The following is a 15,459-nucleotide window of genomic DNA, read 5'->3' as shown; positions in this document are numbered from 1 at the left end:
AATGGCGGGTTAATTACAACCCGAAAGTGGTATCTAGTTACGCTGCCGCAAGAACTGCCTTGGACGGTGACGCCGGATAGGTCTGATTGCGGCCGAGCGACTTCGCTGTGTAAAGCGCGGTATCCGCATTGTTGAGGAGCTGCGCCGACGCATTGTCGGATGACGGCACCATGCAGGCGGCCCCGATGCTGACGGTGGTGGTGGTGAGGCCGTCGCGCTCCAGCGCGCCGACTTCGCGGCGGATACGTTCGGCCAGCTCGATTGCTTCGGCCAGTGGCAGTCCCGGCAGGATCAGCGCGAATTCCTCGCCGCCATAACGTGCGGCACAATCGCTGGCGCGCTTGGCGTGGCGGGCGATGCTCCAGGCGATGCCGCACAGAACGAGGTCGCCGGCCTGGTGGCCGAACGCGTCGTTGAAGGCCTTGAAGTGATCGGCGTCGATCATCAGCAGGGAGATCGGCGTCCGCGTCCGCATCGCGCGCTGCCATTCCGTCTCGATCACGATATCGAAGCGGCGGCGATTGCCGAGACCGGTCAGGCCGTCGGTCATCGCCAGCCGCGCCATTTCATCTTCCATCGCGGCGCGCTTTTTCATCTCGCGGACCAGCACGATGATCAGCACGCAGGCGATCAGGCCCAGCGCCCCCATGGCGCCCGCGATCTGGATCGCCTCCCGCCGCCATTGCCCGAAGATCGCGCCGGTGGACCGGCCGACCATCACCACGAGGGGATGCGAACTGTCGCGCCAGACATAAAGCCGTTCAACGCCGTCGCTGGCCGAGCTGCCGATAAAGGAGCCGGAAAACGCCGCCAGCGATTTCTGCACTGCGGGCAGCCGGGACAGGTCGCGACCGACGACATTCTCGTCGAACGGCGCGCGCGCGATCAGCACGCCGTCCTGCCGGAACACCGCGATCATGTCGTCGGGCTCCAGCTGCAGCCGCGCGACGATCGCGTGGAAATAGCCATATTCGATGAAGCCGGTGACGACGCCGAGAAACTGGCCGTCACGCGCCGCGATGCGGTGGCTGAGCACGATCCCATACACGCCGTTATGCAGCATGGGTTTGGAGATATAGAGGCCGAACAGCGGATCGCGCTTGTGCACGGTGAAGAATTTTGCATCCGCAAAATTCTGCGGCTTCGGTTCCAGCGTCGATGAATCGAGCGTCACATTGCCGCCGGCATCGAGCACCTGGATGGCGCCGAAATGGCGTGCGGTGGCGGCGTGGTCGAACAGCACCATCTGGCGCACCGGCCGCGACACCTCCACAAGCTCTGCGGAGGTCATGTTGCTGGCGACGTTGCGCATCGACAGGTCGTAGATTTCGATATTGCGCGCGATCTCCGCATCGATGCCGGATGCAAGATTGCCGAGGGTCTGCTGCGCCAGTTTCTCGTCGCCGCGGCGCATGCTGAGCAGTACGCTGCCGCAGATCAGCGAGAAGCCGACAAGGATCGCCACCGCGGCGGCCATCAGCCAGCGCGGGGAAATCCGCCATGAGGGTTTGTTATCGGCGTGAGCAATCATCGGTCGTCGGTCAAAAGGCTGTTCGCAATTGCGATAGCTTTAGCACCGGACCGTATATTTATGGGGCAATGGCGTTCCTCCGCGCGGTTTTCTTCCGGCAATTTGGCGGCGGCGGTTAACGACAGGTGAAGGCCGCGCGCGCGATTGCAACGAGGCGGAACGACAGCGCCAATAACAGACGTCTGCGCCGTCAGCTCGCAGCCAACATGCGCGCATCGGTGGCGCTCCGATCGCGGGCGAGGTCGACCACCAGCTTTGCCACGTCGTCCGGCGGGGTGCGGCGGGGCAGCGCCACGAATTGCCGGCTGCGCGCGGAGCCATCGAGCACGTCGATCCCCGCCGGCTCCTGTGGGCCGAGCGCACCCGGCGCAATCGCATGCACGCGGATGTTGCGGCTGGTGAAGGCGCGGGCGAGGCCGAGCGTCAGCGTGTCGATGGCCGTCTCCGGCGCAGCATCGGGCGCGAGGTCGCAGCGGGCCAGCGAGGTGAGGTTGATGATCGCGCCGCCATCGCTGCCGAACAGCCGGATCGCCTCCTGGCTCAACAGCATGGCGCCGAACAGGTTGATCTCATCGCGCCGCCGCGTGTCCTCCGTCGCCGGCCCGATCGTGCGAACGTCGTTCACCAGAATATCCAGCCGCCCGAATGTCGCGGCGGTTTCCTCGAACAGCCGGCGCACATCCGGCCAGAACGCCACGTCGCCCTGCACGGCCATGGCGCAACCGCCGCGCCAGATGATGTCGGCGACGAGACGCGCCGCGCCTTCGGCGTCGTCGGTGTGGCTGATCACCACGCAGGCGCCCTCGGCGGCGAGCCGGCGCGCGATGGCGGCGCCGATGCCGCTCCCTGCATGAGTGACGAGCGCAACCTTTCCTGCCAATCGTGTCATGGCATGATCCCTGTCTTTGATATTCACGCAGGTGTCGCGTGAAAAAATGTCGGTGAGAGAGACGAGATGGCGTCACCGCGATCCGGGGGCCCTCGGGCAACCCGGCGATCACCGGTCTGGCGCACATCCCTTATCGCAAACCACCGCACCGCAGCGTTAGCGCGATCCTGCCGATGTCATGCACGATCCTGCAAATGTGATCGTGGCGCCATTCCCCTGCCGCGGTGCCGTTGCTAGATGCGAAACGGCCCAAAAGGCCAGCACCATGAGGGGTTTGTCCATGCTCGACCGGATCAACGAATTCCGCGACATCATTGCCCGGAACGCCAGCGCGGATATGCAGACCCCGATTCGGGGCCTGTATCTGAAGCGCCAGACCTGCCCCACCGAGCTGACGCATACCGCGCAATCGCCCATGTTCGGCCTGGTCGTGCAGGGCAGCAAGCGGCTGCAGCTCGGCCAGGAGATCCATGAATACGGGGCCGGCGATTACCTCCTGGTCTCGCTCGATCTGCCGGTGTCCTCCTGCATCGTCGATGCCAGCGAGGAGGAGCCGCATCTGGGCCTCGGCATGGTGATCGATCCCCGCCAGCTGCACGATGTGCTCGGCCGGTTCGGCCATGGTGGCATCCATGGTTTTGCCCAGCCCGCCGCCAGCGTGCCCGAACGCGGCATCGCGGTGGCCAAGGCGTCCGATGATCTCTTGGACGCCGCGCTGCGCTTGGTCCGCCTGCTCGATCGCCCGCAGGATATCGCGGTGATGGCGCCGCTGCTGGAGCAGGAGGTGCTGTATCGCCTGCTGGTCGGCCCCTATGGCGCCCGCCTGCGCCAGATCGCGCTGGCCGAGAGCCCGAGCAACAAGGTGGCGAAAGCCATCGCCTGGTTGCGGGAAAACTACGCGCGCCAGCTCCGCATCGAGGATCTCGCCGACAGCGTCGGCATGAGCGAAAGTTCGCTGCATCATAATTTCAAGACCATCACCGCGATGACGCCGATGCAGTATCAGAAGCAGCTTCGCCTGCATGAAGCGCGCCGCCTGATGCTGGTGGAGCGTCTCGATGTGGGCTCAGCCGGCTACGCGGTGGGTTATCAAAGCCCGTCGCAATTCTCCCGCGAATATGCCCGGCTCTATGGCGCATCGCCGCTGCGCGACCTCGGCTCGCGTAGCGGCATGGCCGTACTGGAGCAGCGCGCGGCGGAGTGAGCTCCGTCCCGTAGCCCGCACAGAGCGCAGCGTCATGCGGGGACCGGCGCTTCCACATGTCGCCGGTCCCCGGATTGCACTGCGCTCCATCCGGGCTACAAGGGAGGATAAAACAAGGGAGCATCCATGATCTCGGCAGTGATCTTCGATTTCGGCGGCGTCATCACCTCATCGCCGTTCGAGGCGTTTGCGCATTACGAGGCGACGCACAATCTCCCGAAGGACATCATCCGCCGCACCAATGCGCAGAACCACTTCGAGAACGCCTGGGCGAAATTCGAACGCGCCGAAATTGATCTCGATGCCTTTGACAATCTCTTCGCCGAAGAATCCAAGGCGCTCGGCGCCGAAGTCCGCGGCCGCGAGGTGGTGAAGCTGCTGAAGGGCGAGATCCGCCCCGAAATGGTGGAAGCGCTCCGCCGCCTCAAGGCGAATTTCAAGACCGGCTGCATCACCAACAACCTCCCTGCGAACGCGATGGGCTCAACCGATGGCCGCGCGCTCTATGTGGCGGAGGTGATGGTGCTGTTCGATCACGTCATCGAAAGCGCCAAGATCGGCCTGCGCAAGCCCGATCCGCGCATCTACACGATGATGACGGACAAGCTCGGCGTGGATCCCAGGGCCTGCGTCTATCTCGACGACCTCGGCGTCAACCTCAAGCCCGCCCGCGAACTGGGCATGACGACGATCAAGGTGACGAGTGCCGCACAGGCGCTGGACGAACTGGAAGCCGCGACAGGATTGCAGCTGCGCTAGCTGCGGGCCTTTTCCCTCCCCCAAGCGGCGGAGCCGCGCAGCGGGGAGGGTGGATCGAAGCGAGCGTTCAGCGAGCTTCGAGACGGGTGGGGTGCTTCCACAAACTCTGACGTCACATGGGGAGAGACCCCACCCCGCCTGCCGGCGGACCCTCCCCACTGCGCAGCGTCGCTGCTTGGGGGAGGGAGGCCATTGGCTTCCGCGCAAACAAAAAAGCGGCGCGCCTCGCAGCGCGCCGCCTTCTCTCACACTCCCACCCGCATCAAATAATCGAGCGATCCACATTGCGCACCTCACCGGTGCGCGCGTCGATATCGACCTCGATCCATTTGCCATAGCGATCGCGGCCCTTGATCTCCCATTCGTCGCCGTCGAAATGGGTGTCCTTCACCTCGACCACGCCGATGCCATAGGCCACCTGCACCGCCTGTTCGACGGTCAGCGGCCCCATCGGCACCGGGGCCACCACGGCGGCGCGCGGCGCGCGATCGCGCACATAGACGTCGGCGGCCATGGCCGGCACGGCAGTGGCGAACGCGCCGACAGCCAGCATCGGAAGCAGGGCTTTACGCAGGATCTGTTGCATCGGATTTCTCCTTTTGAATTCGTGTCTCATTCGTCTGCACGACGAAGTGCACCGCACAAGGCAAGCGCTCCGGGGATACGAACGCGGGGCATGGCCGGGTGTTCCGCGGGGAAATGGGGCGATTTGGTGCGGGAAAGAGGGCGTAAGTCGCAGGAGCCGTAGTATGGGTTGAGCGACAGCGATACCCATCACCGCATAGGCCCGGCCGTGAAGGGTATCGCTACGCTCAACCCATCCTAAGTGCTATCATGAAGCTGCGCCGAGATGCTCAGCTTCAAGAAGACGAAGGTTAGACCAAGCCAGCTTCATCTGAGCCGCAACTTGTTCGAGGTGCACGATGGCGACGAAAGCTGGAAAGAAGTCGGCGAAAAAGCGGATGAACCGTCTGACGGCGGAGCTGCTGGAAACGGTGCATGGCAAGCGCGCCAGCGTACTTATGACTGACGCAGTGCTCACTAAGATCAAGAGACGCCACGCCGAATCCGCATCGGCGCGCGATTACCTGTCCCCGCCGGAGAGAGGTCGAACTGCGAAGCAGTTCGGGTGAGGGGAATTTCTTGGACTATTCCGCAGCAATCACTTGCGGTAGCGCCACAGTTTCGATGCTCGATAGATCGAGCTTGCCCGACGCCTGATCAATATCGAACCCGACCACATCGCCATTGGCGTCGAGATCGACCACCAGCCCGGCCACGATCTCCCGGCTTTCAGCGCCCGGAACATCCTTGAGTTCGATATAGAGACTGTCGGTCTCGGGATAGTAATGCAGCCTCATGGCGCGCCTAGTGTTTCGTTAGAATGGCGGCATCTTGAACAATCGACCGCTATCGCCTTGATCGTTCAACTCTAGGACTATTTCGTCTGTCGCGAATTTGACTGGTTGCTCTGTATCCTCGTCGCGCGGCAGGTCGGCATCAATGATCGAAAAGATGTACTGGATTTTTCCACTGCCGATGACTTCCCGAATTAGGTCCAGCATACGAAGCTTCATGCCATTCGAGAAACCCTCGAAAATGCCATCGTGATACACGAAGTGATAGAAGGGGGTGTCTTCAAGTGCTTTCAGCACGGCTAGGTCAAATAGTGCGCAAAGAGTTCTGTGATAAGAGTGGCCGCGATCTTGGCTAGTATCGCCGCCGGTAACATCTTTAGTTCGAATAGCGAATTCTAAGTTCCCGGATGAGTTTCCGGTCACAATAAACTCGCCGTTGATGTCCAGAATTCTTGCGACGTAGCGATTGAAGAGAATTGTAATATTCTGCTTGATAGGGCTTCCGCGGCTCAAGCTGATTTCGATCGCGGTCGTTGCCGCATCGCGACGTCCTCGAAGTTCGCGCAACGACCTTTCCAAATCAGCAACGTTGTCAACGCGTGCCAATTGTCCCTCTAAATAAGCGAGATTGGCCTGTTTCAGAGATTGCTGCTTCTGCAATGCCTTGTATTTGCGGAACGTGTCTGCCTGTTGAACGATCGCGAAAAGCTTTTGGCGTTCATCGCTCAGGCGCTTGTGTTCAATAACAAGACCATCTCGCTCATCCCTAAGTTTGGTTAGGCGCGCGCGCAGTTCCTTGTTTCGCTCCTTGGTGAGCTTACGGTTGAAGTCGACCAGCTCTTCGTAACTCCGAGTGACAGAGGCAGGTAGGAGGAGTTCGCTTTCGGTGAAGATCTGTTCGATGCGCTTGATGTCAAACTTGATCCCAACTGAAATTGATTTTTCGAGTTGAGCTATATCGACGTCGACGTCATAGAGGTTTTCAGAGATTTCGCTCAGACGTGCTTCGACCGCATCTACAACGCGTTTGTTGATCTCAAGTTCAGCTTCGTGAAAGTCAAAGCCGTCGAGGCGCTGCTCCGCTTCTGAAATTTCGTCGCGTGCAATCGCTATTCGCGTTACTAATTCCCCGCGGTCTTGATTGTCTGGGTCAATCTCTGCGATCTTCTTTTGTTGCTCACTTTGCTTGTCTAAAATCTCATCTTCGATCTGATATTTATGGGCTACTGCTTCGTAATTCAGTCCAAGTATGCGAGCCAGATACGGTTTCCAGGCTCTATCTTTGCCTTGCATGAATTTTTGGATCTGAAAGTATTCAGTGTAATCGGCCTGTGTTCGGAGGAAATAGGAGACGCCCGTACGATAGTCCCAAGGCGCAACCATTTTTAGGTTTAGATACGCGTTGAGTGCGTCTCGTGCAGCCGACAGCGTCGCGTCTCGATGGTCCCACTCGTCTTCCGCGATCTGAAAGCAGTTTTCAATGCTATCAACAGAGCGCTTCAAACTGATTTGGGTCGGTTGAGAAACCGATCTGCACACGGTGGCAAATCCGCCATCGTGGAGCGCTATCTCCATGCAGAAATTGAAGTTATGGAAGCGTTCTTTGTGTTTCTCGAGAAAATGGTCGCTTCCGGTGATTTCCTTCAGAAGCATGAAGTCAATCAACTCAATGAGCGTAGTTTTTCCGAGGTTGTGAGAGTCGGATTTCTTGGATTTCTTGCGTCGGACTTCTGCGAATATGACGTTTAATAGGCGTGCATCTTTGGCCGCATTGAAATGGATCGGCGTGAAAAGAGAATTGAGGTTTGAGTACAGTCGGTTTAGTTGCACGACTTTTCTTTCAGTGTACTCGATACTCGAAAGAATCGTTGATCGAGTGGTATTCGATGCGGCCAAGAAGAAAGAGAAAGCTAAGCGCTGGAGCGACGACCGCGTCGCTATCATCGCCAGCTCTTTTTTTGACGAGCTTTGTTACGCTTTCATAACTCATCACCCTCCGACGGCGCAGTTCAGCTAGGATCTCGCTAGCAACGCGTAGCGGGCTCTTCGCAAGGTCGAGGTGTTTAGACGGTGTCAGCATGTTGGCCCAGGTCACAGGTGTAATACATGTAGTGGAGGAATATCGCTGCGAAACGCCTCTTTTTGTGCAGTGCAGGGTTGTTCGCTGTGACCTGATCGATGATGTGGGTCAGAGCATCGTCGAAAGAAGCGAACGGCGGTGATGCGGTAAGGAGCTTTCGACGGATTTCGTCCACTGTGTCTTCGTACTGATCTTTAAAATCGACGTTTCTTGGGTTACTCAAGAAGTCTTCGATCGACTTGAAGTAGGGCAGCGATCTTTCGAGCATCTCGTTGAAGTAGGCTTGGCTAAGTTTGTTGATCTTATTCTTTTGAGGCTTCGGCACATATGTGAAATTCGTGCCGTCACTTGGTGCAGTCTTGCCAGTCGAGATCAGTGCATGAAATCCAGAGATTACGTCGGTAATGTCAGATATTTGGATACGTAGCGCTGTCTCAAAACGATCGAACCCCAAATTTTGCCAGACAGTGGGGTGAAGTGTAAGCCAATCTCGAAGCTGTTCGATGCCAGCAAGATGTGCAGACCTGAGGCCAAGTTTACGCAGTTCTTTCTCAATGGCAGTCCCGCGCGTCGCTGCCTTCTTGCGATTCGTGAAGATGATATAGTGTTCGAGCTCGCCGTCCTTGATCAATTGAATGATCTTTGGGTGCTCTCCCTCGAGAATTTTTGCGAACTCCCGATCAGAACAGGACGCAGCTGGATTGCTCGTGTGCTTTGCTTGAACGATGAACTTGCCACTAAGAGGAGACGAGCTGCTGGGAAATTTTGATGCCGCCCCGGTAAACGCAGCGTCGCGTCCACCATCGCGGCCAGCAGCGAATGTCATCGTGCCGGTGCCGAGAATGTGGTGACAGATTGCCGCAATGAGGCTTTCAAACTCATCGTCACCAAGATCATTAAAAGGAAAGGTTCGTCGCACGACTGATCTGCAACTGTTTGTTATGCGAAGGTGGCGAAGCAACTACGAATAATATAATAAACCGTAACGTGTGCTACCGGATGCAGACAAGCGGTAAAATGAGTGCGCTTCATATTCTCCACCGAGCGCTACTGATGAGTCGATTTCAAGCAAAACGGCCGGATCTCGCGATCCGGCCGTTTTGTTAGTTCTATACGAAGCTGCGCCTGATTAGCGCGGCATCCTCAGCTCAGGCGGCTCGCGCCGCCCTCTGCATCAGGCAGCCTTGGCTTCCGAGGTCTTCTTCTCGATGGCGCGCTTGAGCAGCACGGCCTTGGCGGAGAGCTCGTGCTCCTTCGCTGCGATCAGATAGGCGTCGAAACCACCGCGGTGGTCCACCGACTTCACGGCATTGGCGGAGACGCGCAGGCGCACGCCGCGGCCGAGCGCGTCGGAGATGAAGGTCACATTGACCAGGTTCGGCAGAAACCGGCGCTTGGTCTTGATGTTCGAATGGCTCACCTTGTGGCCGACCTGCGGGCCCTTCAGTGTCAGTTCACAACGCCGGGACATGGCGAAAATCCTCTGTCATCCCCGCCTGCAGCACAAAGCCGGGCAGGGGTTCAAAAATCACGTCCATTTCAGGAGCCGCGGACGTATAGGGTTTTGGGCTGCTCACGTCAAGGCGAGTCACGAGAATGACATGCATTCAGGACTTGCGCCTCATCCCGGCCCGCCCTGAAAGGGCGACCGCGGTGGCAGTGCCGGTTCTATAGCCGCTCCCGCGGGCGGATACCACAGGGAACTGGCCCGAAACGCCGCAGGGGCGTTGGAAAGCCGCGCGGTTCCCATCATATAAAGGACGTATTCCGGCCGGACACGATGGCCATGCCCGGATCATGCAAGGTGAGACGCGACGTGGACTGCCAGGACGTGGACTGCCAGGGAGATCACCGAGGCCGCCGACATTTTTGCGCCGGGCTTCGCGTCACCAGGTCGCCTGCGCGCGCGCGCCTGCTGATGGCGGGCGCTGTCGGCCTCACGGCCGCGCTGCTCGGCCTGGCCCGGCCAGCTGCGGCACAGGGCAAGGTCGAGGCAAAATATGAAGCCAGCCTCGCCGGCATTCCGGTGGGCAAGGGCACCTGGGCCATTGACATCACCGAGGATCAATACAGCGCGGCGGCGACCGGCGGCACCGCGGGTCTCTTGAAGGCGTTTTCCGGCGGCTCCGGCTTCGGCCAGGCGCAGGGCCGCGTGGTCGCGGGCCAGCTCGGCCCCACCAATTATTCCGCCACCACCACCTCGGCGAAGAAGTCCGAAGCGATCAAGATGCAGATCGCGCTGGGCTATGTGAAAGAGTATTCCATCGAGCCGGAGCCGCCGGCAGATCCCGATCGGATCCCGGTCACCGATGCGCATCGGCGCAATGTGATCGATCCCATGACCGGCTCGCTGCTCACCGTGGCCGGCACCGGCAATGTGCTGGCGCCGGACAGTTGCCGCACCGGCACGTCGATCTTCGACGGCCGCATGCGCTATGACATCAAGCTCGATTACAAGCGGATGGAGCAGGTGAAGGCCGAGAAGGGCTATCACGGCCCGGCCATCGTCTGCGCCGTCTATTTCACGCCCATCGCCGGCTACGCGCCGGACCGCGCCGCCATCAAATATCTCGCCGCCCAGCGCAATATGGAGGCGTGGCTGGTGCCCGTCGCCGGCACCCGCGTGCTGGTGCCCTATCGCGTGACGATCCCGACCCCGCTCGGCCAGGCCATGCTGGAAGCGACGGAGTTCGTGACCACGGCCGCGCCACCCAAGGCGGTGGCGAAGACGAATTGAGCATTCGTGGGATGGGTAGAGCGCAGGCGCGTGGCGCCGGAGCGAAACCCATCATCGCGGGCTCCGGTGCTTGCGGGGATGGGTTTCGCTTCGCTCTACCCATCCTACGGGTCTGCGACGCTGCTGCAAAACGTGCGCGCGCGAGCCGGAACACTATCTCAGATAGGCCAACCGGCGGCACCGAAGCGCAGTTGACTCTTTTGCCATTCGGAGTCCGCAGGACTCGGCGTTTTCAACATGAATTCACAGGCCTTGTTGCCCTGTCACAAACTTGATCTAGTGAGGACTTAGGGCGCTCGCCGCGACATCTTGGGGGTGAACGGGCCCAGCCGGTGCGGAGTCACCGATTCGGGCCGGTTTCGTTCCGGAGTCGTTCCCAAACTCGCTTGCCTTGACAGAAGGCCGCTCGGAAATACTTGAAAACCATGGCCTTTTCGAATTCTCCGCTCGGCACAGGCCGGGCGCCCGGCGCCGGCGTCACCGCCGTCCTCGGCCCCACCAATACCGGCAAGACCCATCTCGCCATCGAGCGGATGCTCGCGCATCCCTCCGGGATCATTGGCCTTCCGCTGCGCCTGCTGGCGCGCGAGGTCTATAACAAGATCCTCGCCCGCGTCGGGCCGGAAGCCGTCGCGCTGGTCACCGGCGAGGAGAAGATCAAGCCGTCCAAGCCGCGCTATTGGGTCTCCACCGTCGAGGCGATGCCGCGCGATCTCGACGTCTCGTTCCTGGCCGTGGACGAAATCCAGATCGCCGCCGACCTCGAACGCGGCCATGTGTTCACCGACCGGATTCTGAACCGCCGCGGCCGCGACGAAACGCTACTGCTCGGCGCCGCCACGATGCGTCCGATCGTCGAGAAATTACTCCCTGGAATCAACATCGTAACCCGTCCGCGGCTGTCCACGCTGGAATTCGCCGGCGACCGCAAGATCACCCGCCAGCCGCGCCGCACCGCCATTGTCGCGTTTTCGGCCGATGAAGTTTACGCCATCGCCGAGCTGATCAAGCGCCAGCACGGCGGCGCTGCCGTGGTGCTGGGAAGTCTCTCGCCGCGCACGCGAAATGCCCAGGTCGAGATGTTCCAGACCGGCGATGTGGACTATCTCGTCGCCACCGATGCCGTGGGCATGGGCCTGAATCTGGACGTCGATCACGTCGCCTTCGCCTCTGACCGCAAATATGACGGTTACCAGTTCCGCCGCCTCACGCCGTCCGAATTTTCCCAGATCGCCGGCCGCGCCGGCCGCGCCACGCGCAATGGGACTTTTGGCACCACGGGCCGCTGCGAGCCGTTCGAGCCCGAACTGGTCAACCAGTTGCAGAACCACATCTTCGATCCCGTCAAAGTGCTGCAATGGCGCAATTCGAAGCTGGATTTCTCATCGATTGCGGCCCTTCAGGTCTCGCTCGCGCTGTCGCCGCGCCATGAGGCCCTGACACGTGCGCCAATTGCCGAGGATTTACGTGTCCTCGATCATGCGGCACGAGATCCTGACGTGCGCGAGATGGCGCAGGGCAAGGATGCCGTCGAGAAACTGTGGGATGCCTGCCAGATTCCGGATTACCGCCGCGTCGCGCCCGCCGCACATGCGGAGCTGGTGGTGACGATCTTCAATTTCCTGATGAAGCGCGGCCGCATCCCCGATGCGTGGTTCGGCGCCCAGATTGCGCAGGCGGACCGCACCGACGGCGATATCGACACACTGTCAGGCCGGATTGCGCAGATTCGGACCTGGACCTTTGTGGCAAATCGTCCTGATTGGCTCGCAGATGCCGAACATTGGCAGGGAATCTCCCGTGAACTGGAAAATAAACTGTCAGATGCCCTTCATGAGAGGCTTACAGAGCGTTTCGTTGATCGTCGTACCAGTGTATTGATGCGCCGCTTGCGGGAAAACACGATGCTGAATACTGAAATTGGTAAGACGGGCGAAGTTGTTGTCGAGGGCCACACGATTGGCCGGCTCGACGGTTTTACATTCTTGCCCGATACGGCCGAAGCCGGCTCCGATGCGAAGGCCTTGCAGGCCGCAGCGTCGAAAGCGCTGGCCGGCGAGATCGACGCGCGCGCAGAGAAGCTCTCCAACGCGCCGGACGATCAGTTGGTGCTGACATCCGACGGCACGCTGCGCTGGACCGGTGATGCGGTCGCGAAGCTGGTCGCCGCCGATGACGTGCTGCATCCGCGCCTCCGCATCATCGCCGACGAGCGCCTCACCGGCGCGCCGCGTGATGCCGTGCAGGCCCGTCTCGATCTGTTCCTGAAGACGCATATCGAAAAGCTGCTCGCGCCGCTGTTTGAACTCGCAAAGGCCGAAGACGTCACCGGCATCGCGCGCGGCATCGCCTTCCAGCTCAATGAAGCGCTCGGCGTGCTCGAGCGGCAGAAGATCGCCGCCGAGATGAAGGATCTCGATCAGCCGTCGCGCGCCGTGCTGCGCAAATATGGCGTCCGATTCGGCGCCTATCACATCTATTTCCCGAACCTGCTGAAGCCGGCCGCGCGTTCGCTCGCAGCGCTGCTGTGGGCGCTGAAGCAGGACAATGTCGATATGTCCGCACTGTCCAGCGCGCAGCACCTAGCCGGCTCCGGCCGTACCTCGTTCCCCGTCGACAAGGTGCTCGGCCGCGACGCCTATCGCGTGCTCGGCTATCGCCATGCCGGCGAGCGTGCGGTGCGCGTCGATATTCTCGAACGTCTTGCCGATCTGATCCGTCCCGCTTTGTCGTGGCGCGAGAATTCGCCGGGCGAGAAGCCGGCGGGTGCCTATGACGGCCGCAGCTTCACTGTGACCCAGGCGATGACCTCGCTGACGGGTTCGGCCGGCGAAGACTTTGCCTCGATCCTGCGTGCGCTGGGCTATCGCATGGAGAAGAAGCCGGCGCTGCCGCCTGCACCGCCGAAGCCGCTGGCTGCGACGACGCCGATCGAAGCTGCGACGGCAGATGCCAAGGTGGAAGCCGCCACCGATGCGCCTGTGTCCGATGCCGCACAGGCTGATGCCGGTCCGGAAGCTGCGCCGGCCGGTGAGGCTGTTGCTGCAGAGCCGGTCGCGCAGGTCGAAGTTACGGAAGCCGCTGAAGCTCCCGTCGCGGAAGAGACTGCCGCTCCATCGTCTGCATCGCTGCTGCCGGACGTGTCGCCGGTCGCGAGCGAGCCGGTGGTTGAAGCGCCTGCGGAAGCTGCCCCGGTTGAAGCTGCAGCCGCGGAGGCTGCTCCTGCCGAGACGGCTGCTGCCGATGCAGATGCGCCTGCCGCCGAAGCCGCGGCACCGGCCGAGCCCGAAATGGTCGAAGTCTGGCGCCCCGGTGGCCGTTCCGACGAACGCCGTCCACCGCGTCATGACCGTAACCGCAACCATCACCGCCGCGATAACAATGCCGGCCAGGCTGCGGCCCCGGCCGGCCAGGCCGAAGGTGCCGTCGCTGACGGTCAGCGCGGCAATCGCCCGGATCGCAACAATGGTGGCCGTCGCGACCGCGATGGCGACCGCAGCGGTGGTGGCAAGGATTTCCGCCGTCCGCGCAGCGATGCGCCGGGTGGTGGTGCACCGAATCGCGAAGCCCGTGGCGATCGCAATGACAAGGGCGGTGGGCGTCCGCCGCGCGATCAGCGCTTCGGGGGCGGCAAGGGCAAGTTCGGTGGCGACAAGGGCCGTGAAGGTGGTCGCGACAGGGATCGTGGCGGTGCCACGCGCCCATTCGCATCGAGCGCCTCACCGCGGGATCGCGGCGGCGCCATGGATCCGAATTCGCCTTTTGCCAAGCTCGCTGCGCTCAAGGAGCAGCTGGGCACCAAGGAATGAATTTCTCGCGCTTGATGCGGTGCTGATTGGACCGACAGCGTCTCGACAAATGGCTGTGGCATGTGCGGGTGGTCAAAGCCCGCACAAGTGCCGCTGCGCTGGTCGAGGGCGGCAAGGTCCGGGTAAATGGCGAGCGGCAGAAGTCGCCCGGCCACGGCATCAAGATCGGCGATGTGATTACCGTCACCCTGGATCAGGCGATCCGGGTGATGAAGGTCGCGGCATTTTCCGAGCGTCGGGGGATGCAATCGCGGCCCGGGTGCTCTATACGGATTTGCAACATCCGCCGGAGTAACTAGTTAAGGTGGAAAGGCCCGACCAGAGCCGGTTCGTGGCAAAATCCTTCTCAATGATGGAAACGCACTGATCCAATCCGGCCGCATGTCTTGCGGCAAGGGGGTGGGTGCGCTACGCAACCGTCGAATTTAGATCGTTTCCGGAGTTCTGGATGACTTACGTCGTCACCGACAACTGCATCAAGTGCAAGTACACCGACTGCGTCGAGGTGTGCCCCGTGGATTGCTTCTACGAGGGCGAGAACATGCTGGTCATCCATCCGGACGAATGCATCGATTGCGGCGTGTGCGAGCCTGAATGCCCGGCTGACGCGATCAAGCCCGACACTGAAGGCAATATCGAGAAGTGGCTGCAGATCAATCTGGAGCACGCCAAGAAGTGGCCGAACATCACCCAGAAGATCGATCAACTGCCCGAAGCCGAGGAATTCGACGGCCAGGAAGGCAAGTATGAAAAGTTCTTCTCGGCGGCGCCAGGCAAAGGCGATTAAGGGCTATCTTTAAAGCCCTATGTCATCTAAATACCTTTGACGACCGGAAATTTACCCTGACCTTGATTATGACCGCTTCGCGGCCGCCTGGCGGTCTCAAGGGGGCATAAATCATTGATTTTTGCGGGAAATGTGCTATTATAGGCACATTCAAGAAGCTGGACCGTGTGGTGCCGCTCGTTTTGGCCCTGCCGGGTTCCCGTTTTATAAAAATCAAACAGGGGCGTGGTAGTTGCCGCGCACGGGCCGTGTCACAGAAAACGCGTAAAAAGAGTATCTCTAAGCCTTCGAAGAAGACGGCTGCG

The 15,459-nt window shown here is 60.7% G+C and carries 15 protein-coding genes and 1 pseudogene; 7 read left to right on the top strand and 9 right to left on the bottom strand.

Going from position 1 to position 15,459, the window contains the following annotated elements; genetic code table 11:
- Window positions 1-37: 37 nt before the first annotated feature.
- Together RPMA_RS25975 and RPMA_RS25970 are read right to left on the bottom strand one after the other, a co-directional pair.
- Entirely contained in the window at window positions 38-1,531 is a 1,494-nt protein-coding gene (locus tag RPMA_RS25975) for a sensor domain-containing diguanylate cyclase (protein ID WP_211910529.1), read from the bottom strand.
- A 190-nt stretch (window positions 1,532-1,721) separates the two neighbouring features.
- Window positions 1,722-2,420, bottom strand: coding sequence for an SDR family NAD(P)-dependent oxidoreductase (locus RPMA_RS25970; RefSeq protein ID WP_211910528.1), 699 nt, complete (start codon window positions 2,418-2,420; stop codon window positions 1,722-1,724).
- Between the two features lie 265 nt (window positions 2,421-2,685).
- Here RPMA_RS25970 and RPMA_RS25965 point away from each other — a divergent pair, with 265 nt between their 5' ends.
- Window positions 2,686-3,624 (top strand): AraC family transcriptional regulator, encoded by a 939-nt coding sequence (locus RPMA_RS25965; RefSeq protein WP_211910526.1) that lies wholly within the window; start codon window positions 2,686-2,688, stop codon window positions 3,622-3,624.
- 126 nt (window positions 3,625-3,750) lie between these two features.
- Complete coding sequence (locus RPMA_RS25960) at window positions 3,751-4,383, top strand: HAD-IA family hydrolase (RefSeq protein WP_211910524.1); 633 nt, start codon at window positions 3,751-3,753, stop codon at window positions 4,381-4,383.
- A 262-nt stretch (window positions 4,384-4,645) separates the two neighbouring features.
- Here RPMA_RS25960 and RPMA_RS25955 read toward each other — a convergent pair whose 3' ends face one another.
- Entirely contained in the window at window positions 4,646-4,969 is a 324-nt protein-coding gene (locus RPMA_RS25955) for a PepSY domain-containing protein (RefSeq protein WP_249225424.1), read from the bottom strand.
- 264 nt (window positions 4,970-5,233) lie between these two features.
- Between RPMA_RS25955 and RPMA_RS25950 the strand changes: the two genes are divergently transcribed.
- Entirely contained in the window at window positions 5,234-5,413 is a 180-nt protein-coding gene (locus tag RPMA_RS25950) for a hypothetical protein (protein ID WP_211910522.1), read from the top strand.
- A gap of 118 nt (window positions 5,414-5,531) precedes the next feature.
- On the opposite strand, the gene RPMA_RS25945 is transcribed toward RPMA_RS25950, so the two are convergent.
- From RPMA_RS25945 to RPMA_RS25925, 6 genes are all read right to left on the bottom strand, one after another.
- Window positions 5,532-5,744 (bottom strand): DUF2283 domain-containing protein, encoded by a 213-nt coding sequence (locus RPMA_RS25945; protein WP_211910520.1) that lies wholly within the window; start codon window positions 5,742-5,744, stop codon window positions 5,532-5,534.
- A gap of 18 nt (window positions 5,745-5,762) precedes the next feature.
- Window positions 5,763-7,685 carry a DUF2326 domain-containing protein gene (locus tag RPMA_RS25940; RefSeq protein ID WP_211910513.1) on the bottom strand — a complete coding sequence of 641 codons (1,923 nt, stop codon included), beginning with the start codon at window positions 7,683-7,685 and terminating at the stop codon, window positions 5,763-5,765.
- Window positions 7,582-7,821 (bottom strand): ABC-three component system middle component 8, encoded by a 240-nt coding sequence (locus tag RPMA_RS28620; protein ID WP_408056475.1) that lies wholly within the window; start codon window positions 7,819-7,821, stop codon window positions 7,582-7,584. The genes RPMA_RS25940 and RPMA_RS28620 overlap by 104 nt, the downstream gene beginning before the upstream one ends.
- Window positions 7,805-8,740, bottom strand: coding sequence for an ABC-three component system protein (locus RPMA_RS25935; protein ID WP_211910511.1), 936 nt, complete (start codon window positions 8,738-8,740; stop codon window positions 7,805-7,807). The genes RPMA_RS28620 and RPMA_RS25935 overlap by 17 nt, the downstream gene beginning before the upstream one ends.
- A 255-nt stretch (window positions 8,741-8,995) precedes the next feature.
- Window positions 8,996-9,292, bottom strand: a complete 297-nt coding sequence (gene rpmB, locus RPMA_RS25930) for a 50S ribosomal protein L28 (protein WP_211910510.1) — start codon at window positions 9,290-9,292, stop codon at window positions 8,996-8,998.
- Window positions 9,276-9,428 carry a hypothetical protein gene (locus tag RPMA_RS25925; protein WP_211910508.1) on the bottom strand — a complete coding sequence of 51 codons (153 nt, stop codon included), beginning with the start codon at window positions 9,426-9,428 and terminating at the stop codon, window positions 9,276-9,278. Before RPMA_RS25925 ends, rpmB begins: the two co-directional genes overlap by 17 nt.
- 311 nt (window positions 9,429-9,739) lie before the next feature.
- On the opposite strand from RPMA_RS25925, the gene RPMA_RS25920 reads away from it, so the two are divergent.
- The 4 genes and pseudogenes from RPMA_RS25920 to fdxA all read left to right on the top strand — a co-directional run bounded on the left by RPMA_RS25920 (window position 9,740) and on the right by fdxA (window position 15,154).
- A complete protein-coding gene (locus tag RPMA_RS25920; protein ID WP_211910507.1) occupies window positions 9,740-10,558 on the top strand; it encodes a DUF3108 domain-containing protein in 819 nt (272 codons plus the stop codon).
- A gap of 425 nt (window positions 10,559-10,983) precedes the next feature.
- Complete coding sequence (locus tag RPMA_RS25915) at window positions 10,984-14,367, top strand: helicase-related protein (RefSeq protein ID WP_211910505.1); 3,384 nt, start codon at window positions 10,984-10,986, stop codon at window positions 14,365-14,367.
- A gap of 26 nt (window positions 14,368-14,393) precedes the next feature.
- Window positions 14,394-14,662 (top strand): annotated as a pseudogene (locus tag RPMA_RS25910) (RNA-binding S4 domain-containing protein).
- A 153-nt stretch (window positions 14,663-14,815) separates the two neighbouring features.
- Window positions 14,816-15,154, top strand: a complete 339-nt coding sequence (fdxA, locus tag RPMA_RS25905) for a ferredoxin FdxA (protein ID WP_211910503.1) — start codon at window positions 14,816-14,818, stop codon at window positions 15,152-15,154.
- Window positions 15,155-15,459 lie beyond the last annotated feature (305 nt).

The organism is Tardiphaga alba, from assembly GCF_018279705.1.
Lineage (GTDB): Bacteria > Pseudomonadota > Alphaproteobacteria > Rhizobiales > Xanthobacteraceae > Tardiphaga > Tardiphaga alba.
This window is presented reverse-complemented; position numbering and strand designations above follow the sequence as displayed.

What these genes read in the sequence shown, in the direction of transcription:
- RPMA_RS25975 (WP_211910529.1), bottom strand. Translation starts at nt 1,531, where the DNA reads ATGATTGCTCACGCCGATAACAAACCCTCATGGCGGATTTCCCCGCGC.
- RPMA_RS25970 (WP_211910528.1), bottom strand. Translation starts at nt 2,420, where the DNA reads ATGACACGATTGGCAGGAAAGGTTGCGCTCGTCACTCATGCAGGGAGC.
- RPMA_RS25965 (WP_211910526.1), top strand. Translation starts at nt 2,686, where the DNA reads ATGAGGGGTTTGTCCATGCTCGACCGGATCAACGAATTCCGCGACATC.
- RPMA_RS25960 (WP_211910524.1), top strand. Translation starts at nt 3,751, where the DNA reads ATGATCTCGGCAGTGATCTTCGATTTCGGCGGCGTCATCACCTCATCG.
- RPMA_RS25955 (WP_249225424.1), bottom strand. Translation starts at nt 4,969, where the DNA reads ATGCAACAGATCCTGCGTAAAGCCCTGCTTCCGATGCTGGCTGTCGGC.
- RPMA_RS25950 (WP_211910522.1), top strand. Translation starts at nt 5,234, where the DNA reads ATGCTCAGCTTCAAGAAGACGAAGGTTAGACCAAGCCAGCTTCATCTG.
- RPMA_RS25945 (WP_211910520.1), bottom strand. Translation starts at nt 5,744, where the DNA reads ATGAGGCTGCATTACTATCCCGAGACCGACAGTCTCTATATCGAACTC.
- RPMA_RS25940 (WP_211910513.1), bottom strand. Translation starts at nt 7,685, where the DNA reads ATGATAGCGACGCGGTCGTCGCTCCAGCGCTTAGCTTTCTCTTTCTTC.
- RPMA_RS28620 (WP_408056475.1), bottom strand. Translation starts at nt 7,821, where the DNA reads ATGCTGACACCGTCTAAACACCTCGACCTTGCGAAGAGCCCGCTACGC.
- rpmB (WP_211910510.1), bottom strand. Translation starts at nt 9,292, where the DNA reads ATGTCCCGGCGTTGTGAACTGACACTGAAGGGCCCGCAGGTCGGCCAC.
- RPMA_RS25925 (WP_211910508.1), bottom strand. Translation starts at nt 9,428, where the DNA reads ATGCATGTCATTCTCGTGACTCGCCTTGACGTGAGCAGCCCAAAACCC.
- RPMA_RS25920 (WP_211910507.1), top strand. Translation starts at nt 9,740, where the DNA reads ATGGCGGGCGCTGTCGGCCTCACGGCCGCGCTGCTCGGCCTGGCCCGG.
- RPMA_RS25915 (WP_211910505.1), top strand. Translation starts at nt 10,984, where the DNA reads ATGGCCTTTTCGAATTCTCCGCTCGGCACAGGCCGGGCGCCCGGCGCC.
- fdxA (WP_211910503.1), top strand. Translation starts at nt 14,816, where the DNA reads ATGACTTACGTCGTCACCGACAACTGCATCAAGTGCAAGTACACCGAC.